General features: G+C 63.9%; 16 protein-coding genes. 4 read left to right on the top strand and 12 right to left on the bottom strand.

Annotated features, from left to right (window positions below; translation table 11 throughout):
• The first annotated feature begins 113 nt into the window (after positions 1–113).
• From FIU85_RS07300 to FIU85_RS07310, 3 genes are read left to right on the top strand one after another with little or no spacing between them, the layout of a single operon-like run.
• A complete protein-coding gene (locus FIU85_RS07300; RefSeq protein WP_152498202.1) occupies positions 114–428 on the top strand; it encodes a hypothetical protein in 315 nt (104 codons plus the stop codon).
• 8 nt (positions 429–436) lie between these two features.
• Positions 437–817 carry a helix-turn-helix transcriptional regulator gene (locus FIU85_RS07305; protein WP_254703020.1) on the top strand — a complete coding sequence of 127 codons (381 nt, stop codon included), beginning with the start codon at positions 437–439 and terminating at the stop codon, positions 815–817.
• Between the two features lie 42 nt (positions 818–859).
• Positions 860–1,915 carry a YeeE/YedE family protein gene (locus tag FIU85_RS07310; protein WP_152496411.1) on the top strand — a complete coding sequence of 352 codons (1,056 nt, stop codon included), beginning with the start codon at positions 860–862 and terminating at the stop codon, positions 1,913–1,915.
• Positions 1,916–1,983: 68 nt separating this feature from the next.
• Here the strand turns inward: FIU85_RS07310 and FIU85_RS07315 are convergent, their stop codons facing one another.
• From FIU85_RS07315 to FIU85_RS07340, 6 genes are all read right to left on the bottom strand, one after another.
• On the bottom strand, positions 1,984–3,354 hold the full coding sequence (locus FIU85_RS07315) for an aspartate aminotransferase family protein (protein ID WP_152496412.1): 1,371 nt from the start codon (positions 3,352–3,354) through the stop codon (positions 1,984–1,986).
• Positions 3,355–3,364: 10 nt separating this feature from the next.
• Positions 3,365–4,831, bottom strand: coding sequence for an NAD-dependent succinate-semialdehyde dehydrogenase (locus tag FIU85_RS07320; RefSeq protein WP_152496413.1), 1,467 nt, complete (start codon positions 4,829–4,831; stop codon positions 3,365–3,367).
• Between the two features lie 112 nt (positions 4,832–4,943).
• Positions 4,944–5,426, bottom strand: coding sequence for an Lrp/AsnC family transcriptional regulator (locus FIU85_RS07325; RefSeq protein ID WP_152491360.1), 483 nt, complete (start codon positions 5,424–5,426; stop codon positions 4,944–4,946).
• A 2-nt stretch (positions 5,427–5,428) separates the two neighbouring features.
• Positions 5,429–6,415, bottom strand: a complete 987-nt coding sequence (locus FIU85_RS07330) for a cyclodeaminase (protein ID WP_152496414.1) — start codon at positions 6,413–6,415, stop codon at positions 5,429–5,431.
• Entirely contained in the window at positions 6,405–7,412 is a 1,008-nt protein-coding gene (eutB, locus tag FIU85_RS07335) for a hydroxyectoine utilization dehydratase EutB (RefSeq protein ID WP_254703021.1), read from the bottom strand. Before eutB ends, FIU85_RS07330 begins: the two co-directional genes overlap by 11 nt.
• A 269-nt stretch (positions 7,413–7,681) precedes the next feature.
• Positions 7,682–8,737 (bottom strand): ketopantoate reductase family protein, encoded by a 1,056-nt coding sequence (locus FIU85_RS07340; protein ID WP_152491357.1) that lies wholly within the window; start codon positions 8,735–8,737, stop codon positions 7,682–7,684.
• A 128-nt stretch (positions 8,738–8,865) separates the two neighbouring features.
• On the opposite strand from FIU85_RS07340, the gene FIU85_RS07345 reads away from it, so the two are divergent.
• Positions 8,866–10,272: a short-chain fatty acyl-CoA regulator family protein gene (locus FIU85_RS07345; RefSeq protein WP_152496416.1), complete on the top strand. Its 1,407-nt coding sequence runs from the start codon at positions 8,866–8,868 to the stop codon at positions 10,270–10,272.
• Positions 10,273–10,357: 85 nt separating this feature from the next.
• Here the strand turns inward: FIU85_RS07345 and FIU85_RS07350 are convergent, their stop codons facing one another.
• The 6 genes from FIU85_RS07350 to FIU85_RS07375 all read right to left on the bottom strand — a co-directional run bounded on the left by FIU85_RS07350 (position 10,358) and on the right by FIU85_RS07375 (position 17,156).
• Positions 10,358–11,815, bottom strand: a complete 1,458-nt coding sequence (locus FIU85_RS07350; RefSeq protein WP_254703049.1) for a tripartite tricarboxylate transporter permease — start codon at positions 11,813–11,815, stop codon at positions 10,358–10,360.
• Between the two features lie 78 nt (positions 11,816–11,893).
• Entirely contained in the window at positions 11,894–12,421 is a 528-nt protein-coding gene (locus FIU85_RS07355; protein ID WP_152491354.1) for a tripartite tricarboxylate transporter TctB family protein, read from the bottom strand.
• A 138-nt stretch (positions 12,422–12,559) separates the two neighbouring features.
• Positions 12,560–13,543, bottom strand: coding sequence for a tripartite tricarboxylate transporter substrate binding protein (locus tag FIU85_RS07360; RefSeq protein WP_152491353.1), 984 nt, complete (start codon positions 13,541–13,543; stop codon positions 12,560–12,562).
• A 120-nt stretch (positions 13,544–13,663) separates the two neighbouring features.
• Positions 13,664–14,536, bottom strand: coding sequence for a universal stress protein (locus FIU85_RS07365; RefSeq protein WP_152491352.1), 873 nt, complete (start codon positions 14,534–14,536; stop codon positions 13,664–13,666).
• A gap of 3 nt (positions 14,537–14,539) precedes the next feature.
• Positions 14,540–16,216 (bottom strand): formate--tetrahydrofolate ligase, encoded by a 1,677-nt coding sequence (locus tag FIU85_RS07370; protein ID WP_152496346.1) that lies wholly within the window; start codon positions 16,214–16,216, stop codon positions 14,540–14,542.
• A 22-nt stretch (positions 16,217–16,238) separates the two neighbouring features.
• Entirely contained in the window at positions 16,239–17,156 is a 918-nt protein-coding gene (locus FIU85_RS07375; protein WP_254703022.1) for a methionyl-tRNA formyltransferase, read from the bottom strand.
• Positions 17,157–17,202: the final 46 nt, after the last annotated feature.

The raw sequence follows: 17,202 nt of genomic DNA on the forward strand, positions 1-17,202 counted from the left end.
TGAAATATTCGAATATTAGATTATGATCGGTTTTAGCAAGCCGTCAATCGGAGTTTCACGTGGCAGCGATCAGAGCATTCCTGCTCGTTATCCTGACCTGGATTCCCGCGCCCATGCTGGCAGAGACCTATCTGCTCATGGCCGAGGAAGACGGGTGTTATTGGTGTGCCCAGTGGAACGAGGAGGTTTCGGCGAAATATCCGAAAACCCCCGAAGGACAAGCCGCGCCACTGCGCCGCTATGATCTTTACAGCGAATCGCCGGACGTGGAATTCGCCCGGCGCGTGCGCTTCACGCCGACCTTCATCCTGGTTCGGGACGGTACCGAACTGGGCCGTATCGAAGGATACCCAGGAGAGGACTTCTTCTGGGGTCTGCTTGGCATGATGCTGGAAAAGGCGCGCATCGACCTCGACAAAACAGGCTGACGAACCCCATGACACTCGACCCCCAGAACTCTTCCGACCGATCCGAGCCCGAAACGCGGCTGCCGGTGCTCGACGCCAACATGCGCGCCGAAGACATGGAAAAGATGATGAAAAACGCCCAGCGGGCGTCGAACTTCCTGAAGGCGATCAGCCACGAGGGGCGGCTGATGATCCTGTGCCATCTTGCCTCGGGCGAGAAGTCGGTGACGGAACTGGAAGACCTGTTATCGGCGCGTCAGGCGGCGGTGTCGCAGCAGCTGACCCGGCTTCGGCTGGAAGGATTGGTGACGCCCCGGCGCGAGGGCAAGGCGATCTACTACAGCTTGACAGACGACAGACCGCGGCAAATCATGGAGGTCGTCTATGACCTCTTTTGCAGGGAAGACTGACCGGGATTGAGGAGAGGTTCCGGTCGTTAAACGGGAACCAAGATGCTGGACGTTCTGGGCGAAGCCAATAGCGCAGCCTTGATCGGGCTGTTGGGTGGTCTGGCCCTGGGGCTGGCCGCGCGGCTGGGGCGATTCTGCACGCTGGGCGCAATCGAGGACGTGCTCTATTCCTCGGACGACCGCCGCATCCGCATGTGGGGCATCGCCATCGGCGTGGCCATCATAGGCACGCATTTCGCCATGGCCGGAGGCTTGATGGACGGAACCGCCACCGCGTATCTCGATAGGGTCTGGAACCCTTTGGGCACCATCGTCGGCGGGCTGATGTTCGGCTATGGCATGGCGCTGTCGGGCAATTGCGGCTACGGCGCACTGGCGCGGCTGGGGGGCGGCGACCTGCGGTCTTTCGTGATCGTGATCGTGATGGGGCTGTCGGCCTACCTGGTGATGTCCGGGCCGCTGGCCCATTTCCGCGTCTGGCTTTTCACGGTCGAGGAAGGCGCGCGTTCGCCGCAAGGGTTCAGCCAGTTGGCCCAGGCGCAGCTGGGCATCGGCCCCGCGCTGAGCGGACTGATCCTGGGAGGTGGCATCCTGGTAGTCTCGCTGGCCAGCGCCAGAATGTTGCGCTCGCCCGGCATGGTGTTCTGGGCCGCTGTCGTCGGGTGCGCCGTGATCCTTGGCTGGGTCGGCACCTACTGGGTGGCCATGACGGGGTTCGAGGCCGAACCGATCGAGACGCATTCCTTTGCCGCGCCCATCGGCGACACGATCTATTACGCGATGACCGCCTCGGGCAACAGCCTGTCATTCAGCGTGGGCTCGGTGCTGGGTGTGGTGGTGGGCGCCTTCGTCGGGTCGCTCTTCAAGGGGCATTTCCGGTGGGAAGCCTGCGAGGATCCGCGCGAATTGAAGCGGCAGATCTTCGGTGCGGCCCTGATGGGGCCGGGTGCGATCTTGGCGGTGGGGTGCAGTATCGGACAAGGGGTCTCGGCCTTTTCGGTGCTGGCCTTTTCCGCGCCGGTGGCGTTTCTGGCGATCTTCGCCGGGGCGGCGCTGGGGCTGAAGCAGCTGATCACCGGGTTCGCGCCGGCGGAATAACCAACCGGGCGGACAAGAAAAGGCCGCACCGGAATGGCGCGGCCTTAATTGATTGCGACAGGACGGTCTTAGCCAAGCACGTTCTTGACGACCTTGCCCAGCTTGGTGGCCACTTCGTCAGCCTCTTCGCGGGTCATGCAGAAGGGCGGCGCAAAGCCAAGGATATCGCCCTGCGGCATGGCGCGGGAAATCACGCCTTCCTTGACCAGTTCACCGGCAAGCCGTGCGCCGACCTTTTCCGAGGCGTCGAAGAATACGCGGTCGTCGCGCTCCTTGACGAATTCCACGGCACAGAGCAGCCCCTCGCCACGCACTTCGCCGACATGGGCATGGTCGCCCACGGCCTCGGTCAGCGCCTTCTTGAAGTAGGCGCCCACCTCGCCGGCATTTTGCACGAGGTTCAGGTCGTCGATCAGCTTGAGGTTGGCGACACCGGCGGCGGCCCCAATGGGGTGCGCCGAGTAGGTCCAGCCGTGGCCGATGGGACCGTTCTCATCCGTGCCTTGCTCCAGCACTTTCCAGACCTTGTCGGATACGATGGACCCGGACAGGGGCGCATAGGCCGAGGTCAGACCCTTGGCGATGGTGATGATGTCGGGCTTGATGCCGTAGTGGTCCGAGCCCATCATGCTGCCCAGGCGGCCAAAGCCGGTGACGACCTCGTCGGCGATCAGCAGGATGTCGTGCTTGGCCAGCACCTCCTGGATCGCGGCCCAGTAGCCCACGGGCGGCGGCACGAGGCCCCCGGTGCCCAGCGCGGGCTCGCCGATGAAGGCGCCGATGGTGTCGGCACCCTCGCGTTCGATCAGCGCTTCAAGCTCGGCCACGCAATGGGCGACGAACTCTTCCTCGGTCTGGTTCACATCCGCGCGGCGATAGTAATACGGCGCCTCGGTGTGCAGCACCTGCGCCAGCGGCAGGTCGAACTTCTGGTGGAATAGGTGCAGCCCGGTCAGCGAGCCGGTCATCAGGCCCGAACCGTGGTAGCCGCGCCAGCGCGAGATGATCTTCTTCTTCTGCGGAAGGCCACGGATGTTGTTGTAGTACCAGACCAGCTTGATGTTGGTCTCGTTGGCGTCCGAGCCGCTGAGGCCGAAATAGACTTTCGACATATGGTCCGGCGCGCGGTCCAGCACCATCTTGGCAAGCGTGATCGCGGCCTCGGTGCCGTGGCCGACATAGGCGTGGTAATAGGCCAGTTCGCGCGCCTGTTCGGCGATTGCGTCGGCAATCTCGGGCCGGCCATAGCCGACGTTCACACAGTAAAGCCCGGCAAAAGCATCGAGCAGGCGGTTGCCGTCGCGGTCCTCGATATGGCAGCCGGAGCCGCCGGTCACGATGCGCTGCGGCGCTTCACCCCGGGCGAATTCCGCCAGGTGGGTCGAGGGATGGAAAAAGTTCTCGCGGTCCCACTGGTCGAGTTGATCGTTCTTCAGCATTGTTATCTCCTTAGCCCCAATCGCGGCAGACGTATTTGATTTCCATGAACTCTTCCATGCCCTTTCGCGCACCCTCGCGGCCAAGGCCGGATTGCTTGACCCCGCCGAACGGGATCGGCGCGCCCGTCACCTTGGTGCGGTTGACCGCGACCATGCCGAATTGCAGCGCACGGCTGAGCCGGTAGATACGGCGCGGGTCGTGGGCGTGGACATAAGCCACAAGGCCGTACTCGGTGTCGTTGGCACGCCGGATGGCCTCGTCCTCGGTCTCGAACGGCGTGATTGGTGCGACGGGTCCGAAGGTTTCCTCGCGCATGATCTCGGCCTCGTCGGGAACGTCGGTCAGAACGGTCGCGTCATAGAACAGACGGCCGAGCGGATTGCGCTTGCCACCGCAGGCCAGCTTCGCGCCTTTCTCCAGTGCGTCGGCGACATGCGCTTCCTGCTTGGCCACGGCGCCTTCGTTCATCAGCGGTCCGAGGTCGCAGTCATCCATGCCGACGCCAATCGTCAGCGCCTTTGTCGCGTTGGTGAAACGCGTGCAGAATTCATCGTAGATGCCGCGCTGGACATAGATGCGGTTCGCGCCCAGGCAGTCCTGACCGGAGGTGGCGAACTTGGCCTTGATCGTTTCCGCGACGGCGTGGTCGAGGTCGCAATCGTCGAACACGATGACCGGCGCGTGACCGCCCAGTTCCATCACCAGCTTCTTCACGGTCTCTGCGGACGCGCGATAGAGCAGTCGGCCGACCTCGGTCGAGCCGGTGAAGGACAGCGCCCGCACCCGCGAGTCGTCGGTCCAGGGCGGCACCACGGTCGAGGCGCGGCCCGTGACCACGTTGAACACGCCCGGCTCGACGCCTGCGCGTTCGGCCAGTTCGGCCAGCGCAAGCGCGGAGAACGGTGTTTCGTGGCTGGGATGCGCAACGATGGTACAGCCGGCGGCGAGCGCCGCGGCGGCCTTGCGGGTCAGCATCGCAGACGGGAAGTTCCACGGCGTGATCAGCGCCACGACGCCGACGGGTTCAAGCCATAGCTCGACCTCAGCGGTGTTGAGATGGCTGGTGACACCCTCGATGTTTGGACGCTTGGCCTCTTCGGCGTAGAATTCGACGAAGGACGCGGCATAGTCGATCTCGCCCCGCGCCTCGGACAAGGGTTTGCCCTGTTCGGCGACCATCAGCTTGGCCAGGTCCTCGCGGTTCTCGATGATGAGGTCGAACCACCGGCGCAGGATCGCGGAGCGGTCCTGTGGCAGCTTGGACGACCACCCGGGAAAGGCATTCTGGGCGACGGTGACGGCGTCACCGCTCTCTTCGGCGGAAAGGCTCGCAACCTCGCCGACCACGGCGCCATCGGCAGGGTCGGTCACGGTCAGGGTGCTGCCATCGGCAGCGGCGACCCATTTGCCGCCGACATAGGAAAAGTTGCGCACGAGGCGCAGGTCTTCGATCAGTCGCAAAGACGAGTCGGGCATGGTTTCCTCCTTTGACTTGCGGAGGTTTTATATGGTTTGGGCAATGGGTGAGCCTGAATGACCCCGGCTTGGAAGATGATTTTTCTGCAAGCCCAGGAGAGCGCAGAAAAATCTACTGCCGACCCAGAATCACATCCAATGGCGGGGCGCTCGGGCCCTTGACCGGCTTGGTCACGACATAGCTGAAATACCGCGCCATCCCGATCCGATCGTTAAGCATCTGGTCGACAAGCCGCTGGTAGGCATTGATGTCGGGGGTGACGATCTGCATCAGGTAATCATAGCCCCCGCCAATGCCCCAGCACGCGACGATCTGGGGATATTGCTGCACGGCATCCTCGAAAATGCGGAATGTCGCGGCGGTATGATCGGTCAGTTCGACGGCCACGAACACGGTCACGTGCGGCCCAAGTTTCCGCAGCGCGATCTCGGCGCGGTAGCCCTCGATCAGCCCCTCCTTCTCGAGCCGTTTCAGCCGCTCCCAGCAGGGCGATGCGGACAGGCCGACGCGCTCGGCCAGCTTTGACTTGGTGATCCGCCCATCCTCGGCCAGGACCTTCAGGATTTCGATGTCACGCGCGTCGAGGCGGGTCATGGTCAGGTCTCGATGCGCGTGCCGGTATCCGGCAAGGCGGCGCGGACATGGCTGGCGATGGCGGTGTCCTGCGCGCCGGTGCCGGTAAGGTCGCAGATCGTGACGTCTTCGGGGGTTCTGCGGCCCGTGGCGGTGCCGGCAATGATCTCGCCCAGTTCGGGCGGGGTGACGTCGGCCAATACGCCCGTGGCACGGGCGGCCTCCAGTTCGCCGCTGGTCTGGCACTGGCTGACCCGGTCGCAGACGTAAAGGTCCGCCGCGGCCAGCGCCGCCGGGTCGATCTCGTTCTTGCCCTCCTGGTCGGAACCCATGGCGGTGATGTGCAGGCCGGGGTGCAGCCAGTCGGCCATCAGTACGGGCGTGCGGGCGGGCGTGGTGGTGACGACAAGCTGGCTGTCGGCCACGAGCGCGGCGGGATCGGCGACCGCTTCGGCCGCGATGCCAAGGGTCTGCGCGAGGTCCTGGGCACAGGCGGCAGCCTTGGCCGGGTCGCGTCCGTGGACCAGGATGCGCTTGAACGGTCGCACCAGATGCGCGGCCTGAATTTGCAGCCGTGCCTGCACGCCGGTGCCGATGACCCCCGCCGTCTCGATGGTGTCCGGCGCGAGGTGCCGCGCGGCCACGGCCCCCGCTGCGGCGGTGCGGATATCGGTGAGATAGCCGTTGTCCAGATAGACCGCCTCGACCAGCCCGGTCTTGGCCGAAAAGAGGATCATCAGGCCGTTCAGGCTGGACAGCCCCAGCTTGGGATTGTCGAAAAAGCCCGGGCTGACCTTGATGGCGAACCCGTCGAAGCCGGGGATATAGGCGGTTTTCACGTCGACCTCGGCATTGGCCTGCGGCAGGTCCATGGACAGGATCGGCGGCATCACCACCTCGCCACCGGCAAGGGCAGCGAAGGCGCGTTCGACGACATCCACAATCTCCACGTCCAATTGAATGGCGGCGCGCAGTTCCGCCTCTGTCACGATCTGGATCTCATGTGCCATAGGCGCGTCCTTTCACCATGGTGTCGCCAAGCCGGATATCCTCGCCCGCCATGATCCGGTGGAACATACCCATATCGAGGTTGCGGCCCGTGATGATCGTGCCGATGGGCCCCGGCAGCGCTGACAGCTTGCCCGACAGGAGCGCCGCAATGCCGACGACGCAGGCGCCTTCGGCCACGATGCGGTCCTCGTAGAACAGCACTTGCATGGCGTGGTAGATCTCTTCCTCGGTGACAAGCACGATGTCGTCCAGGTGATCGCGGCAGAGCGCGAAGGACAGCTTGTTGTCCATGCCGATCCCGCCGCCAAGGCTGTCGGCGAGGCTGGCGACCTCCTCGACCTCGACCGGGTGACCGGCGGCGACCGAGGCGTGCATGGCCGCGCCGCGGTCCATGCTGATGCCGATCACCCTGATCTGCGGGTTGATCGCCTTGGCCGCAACCGCGACCCCGGCGGCCAGGCCGCCGCCCGAAAGCGGCACGAGGATGGTGCCCAGGTCCGGGCGGGCCTGGAGCATTTCCAGCCCGATTGTCCCCTGCCCCGCGATCACGTGCGGGTCGTCGAAAGGCGAAATCTCGACCAGGCCGTCGCTGTCGACCAGTCGCAGACTTTCGGCCAGCGCGTCGTCCTGGCTCTTGCCGCAGATCTGCACCTCGGCCCCCAGCGCGCGGATGCCGTCGACCTTGGCCTGTGGCACCAGGCTCGACATGCAGATCACCGCCCGCAGACCGCGATGCGCGGCGGCATAGGCCACGCCGCGCCCGTGGTTGCCGGTCGAACAGCAGGTCACGCCGGCGACGTCTTCGGGCAGGTTCATCACCGCGTTCACCGCGCCGCGCAGCTTGAACGCGCCGATGGGCTGCATGTTTTCGAGCTTCATCAGGAATTCGGTGCCGGTCTTTTCGGTCATGAAAGGCGACGGCACGAAAGGCGTGGCGTCGGCGATGCCGGCGATGGTCTTCCGGGCCGCCAGTATGTTCGACAGGGCGAAGGCCAAGTCTGCACTCCTCTTGCTGTTGCACCCGGGACCCGGCCGGACTGCGCCGGTGCCCGCGTGCCCCGCAGGATGGGGGATGCGGCACGCCGAACGCAACCTCAATTGGCGCGACTGGCGGAAACAATAGGTCCAAGGGGCAGGAGACCGCCGGCGTTCGCCGGGCCGGGGCGGCGGCGTCGGCGGGGACGGCGAGGCGTGCGAGCGCATGAAAAGACCCGGCCGGCGCGTGGCGCCGACCGGGCCGAAATCGTCAAAGCGTGGTCAGGCGTTCAGGCCGCGGCTTTCTTGCGGTTCTCTTCCAGGCGGGCGTCGATGATCGACACGGTTTCGTCCGCTTCGGCCATGGGCTTGCCCTTCTGGTCGGCGATCAGTTTCACCAGCATGTCGACCCGTTCGATCGAGTCCGCACCACTGTCGATGGCCCTGGCGGCCGAGGACGGCTTCAGCAGGCCATTCGCGGCACTGGCATATTTCTCGAACGGCACCTGGTCGTCCTCGTCCGCGCCGAGTTGCATGACTAGGTCGCAGATCTTGCTGTAGATCGACTGCGATTCCAGCAGGTCGCCATGCACCGCTTCCTTGATGGGGCGAACGCCGTCGCGCTGGACGCAGCGGTAGTTGCCGGTCAGCAGCATGGCCCACTTGGCGAAGGGCACGAACAGGGAATCGAAGAGGCGCAGCTTGACCGGCACGTCCTTGCCGTCGACGCGCACGGCCTCGATCGCCTCTTCCAGTTCCCGCACCATGGCGGTGTGGGCCGGATCCTCGAACGGTGCGGCCTTGAAGTTGGTGGGCAGGCCCACATGCAGGACGTTCGGGCCTTCCTCGGGCGGGCGGAACGCCTGCGGATCGGGGCTGCACAGCGACACCAGGCCGGGCTTGAAATCCTCCCACGGCTCGATGCTGTTGAAGGCCGGGCGCAGCGCCTCGGCGTCCAGGCCCTCGATCCGCTTGAGGTAAGGCAGCGGCGGCATGTTCATGATCGAGAGGCAGGGCCGCCCGGACGCCGCGATCCGCTTCATCAGCTTGGTGATCTCGGCGTTGCCGTATTGCGGCTCGGACATGGCGAGGGCCACGAGGTCATAGTCCTCGGGGATCACGTCGCCCGGCGCCTTGGCATCGAGCGTGCCCGGAAGGTCACCCGACTTGAAGGCGCGGTGTTCATCCTCGTCACGCAGCTTGATGCGGACTTCGGTGCCCTGTTCGTTGATGATGTCCGCCGTCGCCTGGCGACAGACCAGCGTCACGTCCTGGCCGGCCATCAACAACTTGGTGCCCAAGAGCGAGCCGTAGGATGCCCCCAGAATCAGAACCTTGCGAGCCATGAAGAAATCTCCTTGTCATTTCATCACGCAAGATAATTGCGTGAGCAGATTCTTCTACAAAATTCGTGTAAATGTGTTATTGATAATGATTACATCTGCTGTATCTGTAATCGTGTAAAGTTCCTGCCATGGCGAAGACCTTTATCGGCCCGAAGCTGCGCCAGCTGCGCATCGCGCGCGACCTGACGCAGGCGGACGTGGCCGAACGTCTGGGGATCAGCCCCGCTTACGTGAACCTGTTGGAAAACAACCAGAGAAGCCTGTCGGTCAAGATGCTTCTGGCGATTTCCGAGACGTTCGACGTGGACGTAAAGGAATTGACGAAGGACAACAGCGCCCATGTGCTGGCCGATCTGCGCAACGCATTCGGCGACACCACGCTGGAAGGCGCGGCCCCCGACATCCAGGAGCTGCGCAGCGCCATCGACCGGGCGCCGGCTTTCGTCGATAATTTCCTGCAATTGCACCGGGCGCATCGCGCCGCCCTTCGCATCATCATGCGCGGCGGCATGGATGGGCGGGACGAAGAGATGCTTCACGCCTCGCCCGAGAACGCGATTCACGATATTTTCCGCAAGAACAGCAATTACTTCGCCGTGCTGGAGGTAGCCGCGGAGAATGCGCGCCGGGCGATCCCCGTCGCGCCGGAATCGCTGTTTGTCGATCTGCGCGCGGGCCTGCAGAAACACCACGGGGTGTCGGTGGAGGTGCGGCCACTGGAGGAAATGGGCGAGTCGCTGCGTATCTACGATGACACCAGCCGCACGCTGTTGCTGTCACAGGCGCTCAATACCGAGAACCGCGCCTTCCAGATGGCGCATGTCCTGGCCTTTCTGACCGAGGGGCGGATGATCGCCAAGATGGCGCGCAACGCGCAGACCGATCCCGAACGGGTTCAGCCCCGGCTGGAGGTCGAGCTTGGCAATTATTTCGCCGCCGCTTTCCTGATGCCCTACGAGCCGTTTCTGAACACCGCCGAGGAAACGGGCTATGACATCGACCGCATCGCGCTCGCGTTCGGCGTGACCTTCGAGCAGGCCTGCCACCGCCTGACGACGATGCAGCGCGACAAGGCGCAGGGCATTCCGTTCTTCCTGCTGCGGCTGGACCGGGCGGGCAACGTGACCAAGCGGTTCAACGCCACCTCGTTCGACCTGGCCGAGTATGGCGGGGCCTGCCCGGTGTGGAACGTGCATGCCGCTTTCTCGGTGCCCGGTGTGATCTTTCCGCAATTCGTCGAGATGCCGGACGGGCAGCAGTTCTTTTCGATCAGCCGGACAGTGCATCGCCCCGTCTTCAGTGCCGAAACCCAGGACCGCCGCCTGACGCTGACCCTGGGCTGCGAGGCCCGTCACGCGCATCGCATCCGCTATGCCGCCAGCTTCAAGATCGACGACCCGACGCTCTATCAGCCGATCGGCATCAACTGTCAGCTTTGCCCGCGGCAGGCCTGTTCGCAGCGCGCGCACCAGCCGTTGTTCATCAACCTGCCGATCGACGCCAACCGGCGCGGCTCGACCCGCTACGAAAGCTGAAGCCACGAAAAAGCCTGCCCCCCGGGAGATCAGGGGGCAGGCGTTGGGCGTCGCGGAAAGATTCGTGGCCCGTATCAGGCCCGTATCAGGCCCGGCTTTCCGCCGCCTTCTTGCGCTTGCGCAGGATGCGCTGCACCACCGGGAACAGGACCAGCGCCAGCGCCAGGCAGATGCAGACCAGCGAGATCGGGCGCGTGATGAACGTGGTCGCGTCGCCCTGAGCCGAGATCAGCGACTGGCGCAGCGAGCGTTCTGCCAGGGGCCCAAGCACGATGGCCAGAACCGCCGGCGCCACCGGGTAGTTCAGCTTGCGCATCAGGTAGCCCACCACGCCGATGATCAGCATGATCCAGGTGTCGAACATCCGGTCCGTCGTGGCGAAGACCCCCAGCACGCAGAGCGTGAAGATGATCGGCGTCAGCAGGGTGAACGGCATCGCCAGCACCCGGATGAAGATCGGGATCAGCGCGATGTTCAGGATCACCGTCACCGCGTTGGCCACGTACATCGAGCCGATCAGGCCCCAGACGAAATCCGGGCTTTCGGTGAACAGCAGCGGCCCGGGGCGCAGACCCCAGATGATCATGCCGCCCAGCAGGATCGCGGTGGTGGGCGAGCCGGGAATGCCCAGCGTGATCATCGGCAGCATCGAGCCGGTCGAGGCCGCGTTGTTGGCCGATTCAGGCGCGGCCACACCGGCCACGTTGCCTTTGCCGAAGCTGTCGGGATCCTTCGAGAACGTCTTGCTGAGACCGTAGGACATCAGCGCCGCCGGGGTGGCCCCCGCCGCGGGCAGCGTGCCCACGAAGAAGCCGAGGAACGAGCCCACCCAGGTCGAGTTGATGTACTGCCGGATCTGCTTGAAGTTCTCCTTCATGCGCGACATCGAGATCTTGACGTTGTGCATCTGGACCTTGCCGCTGGTGGTTTCCAGCGTCCAGAGCATCTCGCCGATCCCATAGATGCCGATCGCCAGCACCAGAAAGCCGATGCCGCGCTGGAATTCGACCATGTCGAAGAAGATCAGGCGCGGGCTGCCCGAGATGATGTCGAAGCCGACCGCGGCCAGCACGAGGCCCAGAAGGATCGAGAAGATCGTCTTGGGTATGTCGTCCCCGCCCAGCCCGATGAAGGTGGCGAAAGCCAACAGCATCAGGGCGAACTCCTCCTGCGGTCCGAACTTCAGCGCGAAGGCGGCCAGGGGCGGCGCGAAGAGCGTGAAGAGGATGATCGACACCGTGCCGCCGATGAAAGACGCGATGGCCGCGGCCATGAGCGCCTGGTCGGCCTTGCCGGCCTGGGCCATGGGTCGCCCGTCGAACACCGTTGCCACGGCCGTTGACGCCCCTGGAATACCCAGGGTGATCGAACTGATCGCCCCCCCGTACATCGCCCCATAATAGAGCGCGGCAAGGAAGATGATCGCCGTCGTCGGCGGCACCAGGAAGGTGATGGGAAGCAGGATCGCAACCCCGTTGACCGAGCCGAGACCCGGCATACAGCCCACGAACAGCCCCGCAAGGCAGCCCGCGAAAATCATCATCAGGTTCAGGGGCTGGAACGCCTCCAGAAGGCCTGCTGTCAATGATACAAGTATCGTTTCCATTTCTCGTCAGACCTCTCAGTAGAACCATTCGTAGCGGAAGTTATCGACCCAGAGGAATGCGTCCTCGAAGATCGGCAGCCCCTTCGGCAGGTACTTCGTCAACGCCACCTCGAAGAGCAGGTAGACGAAAATCGGCGTGCCGATTGCGAAGCCGAGGGTCATCGGCCACGAATGCCGCCCCATGAAGCGCACGAAGAACAGCATGAAGATGACCAGCGCCAGGTAGGTGCCGATGAACGTCATCATGATCAGCAGCGCGAGAACCGACCCCGCCGAGATCGACACGAGAAAGATCGTGTCTCTGGATATGTAGGGATCGGTGTTGCGCGACTCGGGCGTCTTTTTCTGCGCCCATCGCACGAGGGTGGCGACGGAGGCCAGTGCCATGCCCGCCGACAACCAGAACGGCCACATGCCGGCACCGGGACCCCTGCCCCTGACCCAACCGATACTGAGGTCGTCTGTGTATACGTTTAACATCAGGCCGAGTGACACCAGCAGGGTCACGATCGCCATCAGGAGTTCCGCTGTCCGGACCGTCATTCTCTTTGGCTCCGTATAAATCGTTTGCGATCTTTCGAGGGGGCGTGTCCCTGCCGGACCAACCTGCCCGCGCCCGGATCGTCAGGCATCCAGGTGCAGGGCCCGATGTGTCCGGGCCCTGCCGTTTTCAGGATTGGCTTACTCGCCGGTGATCGCACCCGCGCCGACCTTTTCGATCAGCTTTTCATGCGCGACCTTCTGGTTTTCGTGGAACGTGGCGAGGTCCTCGCCCTTCATCATCGAGTCGCAGGTCAGGCCGTCGGACTTGCAGAATGCCTGCCATTCCTCGCTGTCGAACAGTTCCTGGAAAAGGTTCACGTACCATTCGACCGCCTCGGGATCCATGTCCGGCGGACCGTTGACCGAGCGCTGCATGTAGTACTCAATCTCTACCCCCAGCTCCTTGGCTGTCGGCACGTCCGGGAAGGCCGGCATGCGTTCGGCCGAGAATTGGACCAGCGGCTTGGTGTTGCCCGCGCGCCAGAACTCCATCTGCTCGGCAGGGTTGTTCACCGTGCTGTCGATCTGGTTGCCCACGAGGTTCTTGGCCACCGTGCCACCGCCCGGGAACGGGATGTAGGTCACGTCATAGCCGAACTCGGCTTCCATCATCGCGGTCAGAACGCTGTCTTCCTGGCCCGATCCGGTGCCGCCGACCTTCCAGTCCTTGCCGGCCTCGGACACGACGGCGTTGAAGCTGTCGAGATCGGTGATGTCCTCGCGGTCGGTGTTGACCCACAGCAGGAACGTGTCCATGGCCATCAGGCCGATGGGCGTGAACTCGGTCACGTCGATGCCGAGATCCTCCTGGATGATCGGCGTGGTGTAGAAGCTGTTCAGCGTCATCATGACGGTGTGATTGTCACCCGCCTTGTCCTGCATGTAGCGCAGCGCCTCGGCGCCCGAACCACCCGGCTTGTTGATCGGGATGAAGGGGCGCGGGCTCAGGTCCTTTTTCTGGATGAGGCCCTGCAGCAGCCGCGCGATCTGGTCCGCCCCGCCGCCGGTGCCGGCCATGATGATGAACTCGACCGGCTTTTTCGGCTGCCATTCCGCCAGCGCTGCCGGTGCCGTCAATGCCAGTGCGGACGCACTTGCAACAAGTAGCTTAAAGGTATTCATGGTTATCCTCCCTATGGTCTCCATGTGTGTCAGGGCTGGTGCGCGTGCATTCTTGACGTGTTTGGCGCTTGCCCCATTCCTGGTCGTCTGCTCTGTCTTCGTCGAGCCTCCCCTCTCTCCTCAATGAACCATGATGACCGGGAAATCCGCCTCGGCGACAACGACTTGCGAGTTGCCACCGAACAGGGATTCCCGTTCGTAACTGTCGTGATAGGCGCCGATGATCAGCATCCCGGCGCCCGCGGCGCGGGTTTCCGACAAAAGCTGCCGGCCGACGTTGCGCCCCTCGGCCTTGAAAAGCCGGATGTCGGCCGCGACGCCGCGCAGTTCGAGATAGCGCTGCAACTGGTCCGCCCCGGGATGCTCGTCCTTGGGGCTGTCGCCGGTGTGCAGGATCGTGACCTTCTTGGCGTTGGAAATGATCGGCATCGCCATCGCCACGGCGCGTGTCGCCTCGAGCGATCCGTTCCAGCCGATGGTGACGTGATCCGCGAAACCGGCGTCTGCAACGTCCTGGTCGGGGCACATCATCACCGGTCGGCCCGAAGAAAACAGCGCCGATTTCAAAGTGTTGACCCCGAGGTTCATCTTCTGGTCCGGTTTGGCCACGCAGACAAGGTCGCACAGGCGACCGTATCTTTGCACTGCATCGACCTGCTTGCCTTCGTACTCGATGAACCGGGTCGTGGGCTTGTCCAACTCGTGATCGGCGATCTCGAGCCCGAGTTTCCTGGCTTGCTTCTCGAACTCACCGTAGAGCTGGTCCCGGGTCACGTCGGCATTTGCATGCGCCGCATCCTCGATCTGACGGCGCAGCATGGTCGGGATCACGACGCCGTAAGGCATCATGTCCTCGGTTTTCGGATGACAATGCACCACGCGGACCCGGGCGCCGAAGCGCCGCGCCAGGGCGGCGGCGTGGGCAAAGACGTTGTCGCCTTTGCCGTCGCCCCGCACCGGAAGCATGATGCTGTGGATGGAGTCGTAAGCCATGGCTTAGAACAATCCTTCGATTTCGCCCTGGTCGTTCAGGCGGATGGATTCGGAAGCGGGGCGGCTGGGCAGGCCCGGCATGGTCATGATCTCGCCGCAGACGACGACGACGAAGCCCGCGCCCGCCGACAGGCGCACTTCGCGCACCGGCACCGAGTGGCCCGTGGGCGCTCCGCGCTGCGTGGGATCGGTCGAGAAGCTGTATTGCGTCTTGGCCATGCAGACCGGCAGGTTGCCATAGCCCTGCTCTTCCCAGCTTTTCAGCTGGTCGCGGATCTTCTTGTCCGCGATCACCTCGTCGGCGCGGTAGATCTTCTTGGCAATCGTCTCGATCTTCTCGAAGAGGCTCATCTCGTCCGGGTAGATCGGCTTGAAATTCGCCTCGCCCTTCTCGATCGTCTCCACGACCTTCTTCGCCAGGTCCGCCGAGCCTTCAGAGCCCAGCTCCCAGTGGCGCGACAGCACCGCCTCGGCGCCGTTTTCCGCCACGAAGTCCTTCACCGCCTGAACTTCGGCATCGGTGTCGGTCACGAAGTGGTTGATCGCCACCACCACCGGGACACCGAAAGACTTAACATTTTCGATATGCCGGCCGAGGTTCGGGCAGCCCGCCTTCACCGCGTCCACGTTCTCGGCGCCAAGGTCCGCCTTGGCCACGCCGCCGTTCATCTTCATCGCCCGCACCGTCGCCACGATCACCACCGCCGACGGCGCGATCCCGGCCTTGCGGCACTTGATGTTCATGAACTTCTCGGCGCCCAGGTCGGCGCCGAACCCGGCTTCCGTCACCACGTAATCGGCGATCTTCAGCGCCGTGGTCGTCGCGATGACCGAGTTGCAGCCATGCGCGATATTGGCGAACGGCCCGCCATGCACGAAGGCCGGGTTGTTCTCCAGCGTCTGCACCAGGTTGGGCTGCATCGCGTCCTTCAAAAGGACGGTCATCGCGCCTTCGGCCTTGATATCGCGGCAGAAAACCGGGCTGCGGTCGCGGCGATAGGCCACGATCATCGCGCCCAGCCGCTCCTCGAGGTCCTTCAGGTCACTCGCCAGGCACAGGATCGCCATCACTTCCGAGGCCACGGTGATGTCGAAGCCGTCCTCGCGGGCAAAGCCGTTGGCCACACCGCCCAAGCTGGACGTGATCTGGCGCAAGGAGCGGTCGTTCATGTCCACCACCCGGCGCCAGACGATCCGGCGGGTGTCGATCTCGGCGTCGTTGCCCCAGTAGACGTGGTTGTCGATCATCGCGCTCAAGAGCGCATGGGCCGAGGTGATCGCGTGGAAGTCGCCGGTGAAATGCAGGTTCATGTCCTCCATCGGCACCACCTGGGCATAGCCGCCGCCCGCGGCGCCGCCCTTCATCCCGAAGTTCGGGCCCAGCGAGGCCTCGCGGATGCAGATCATCGCCTTCTTGCCGATGTGGTTCAGACCGTCGCCCAGACCAACGGTGGTGGTGGTCTTGCCCTCGCCCGCCGGCGTCGGGTTGATCGCGGTCACGAGAATCAGCTTGCCGTTCTCGTTGCCCTTCACCGAATTGATGTAGTCCTGGCTCACCTTCGCCTTGTCATGCCCGTAGGGCAGCAGGTGCTCGGACGGTATCCCAAGCTTGTCGCCAATCTCCTGGATCGGCTTCTTCGACGCCGCACGCGCAATCTCGATGTCTGATTTGTGGCTCATTGTAGGTTCCCTTTGTCGCGTTTCAGCTTGGAAATTCTTCGCCGACCTCAAGGCCGACCTCGGAGGCCCACTGGGCGGCGGGTGTCTTGTCCCCGCCCTCGGGGCGTACTCGTTTGACCAGGATACGGCCGCCGACGCACTGCACCTCGATGCCGTCGTCGGTGATGGCGCGGACGCGGCCGGAAATGCCGTCGCCGGAGGCGCGGGTACTGTCGAAAATCCCCAGCTTGGCCCCCTTGTAGGTGGTCCAGGCGCCGGGCGCGGGGTTCGTGCCGCGGATGAGGTCATAGACCTGCCCCACCGGACGGTGCCAGCAGATTTCCGAGTGCCGCGCGGTGCAGCGCCGCTCGTAGGTGGCCTCGTCCTCGTCCGGCACGATATGCGGCGGATTGCCGGCGCGGAAAAGGTCGCAGACCTCCAGCACGCTGTCCACTGCCGCCGGGTAGATCTTCTTGAAATAGAGGTCGATCACCGTGTCGTCGGGGCCGATCTCGCATTCCCACTGCATCAGGCTGTCGCCTTCGTCCAGCCCGTCGGACGGGTAGAACCAGCTGAAGCCCGACTTGTCCGAGCCCATGATGATGGGCCAATTGACCGCGCTGGGGCCGCGATGCAGCGGCAGAAGCGACGGGTGGAAACAGATCGAGCCGTGCTTGGGCGTATCCCGCGCCGCCTCGGGCACGAAGACGTTGACGAAGGCCATGACCATGAGGTCGGCATCGAACTTCGCCAGTGTTTCAAGTGTCGCTGCATCGTCGAAATTCGCGGGCTGCTCGACGGGCAGACCCTTTTCCAGCGCGAACTCCTTGATCGGGTCCACCGGCTTGCCATCCCGGTCGGGCTCGCAATACACGGCCACGACCTCGTCGGTTCCGGTCTCGATGATCTTGGCCAGCGCATCCTTGCCGAAGGCTTGCTGCCCCATGACGATCAATCGCATTTTCTTCCTCCCTTGGGTCCGGCAGGTGCGGACATGCGCCGCACTC

Origin of the sequence: Roseovarius sp. THAF8 (assembly GCF_009363735.1) — a bacterium.
In the GTDB taxonomy this organism is placed as follows: Bacteria; Pseudomonadota; Alphaproteobacteria; order Rhodobacterales; family Rhodobacteraceae; genus Roseovarius.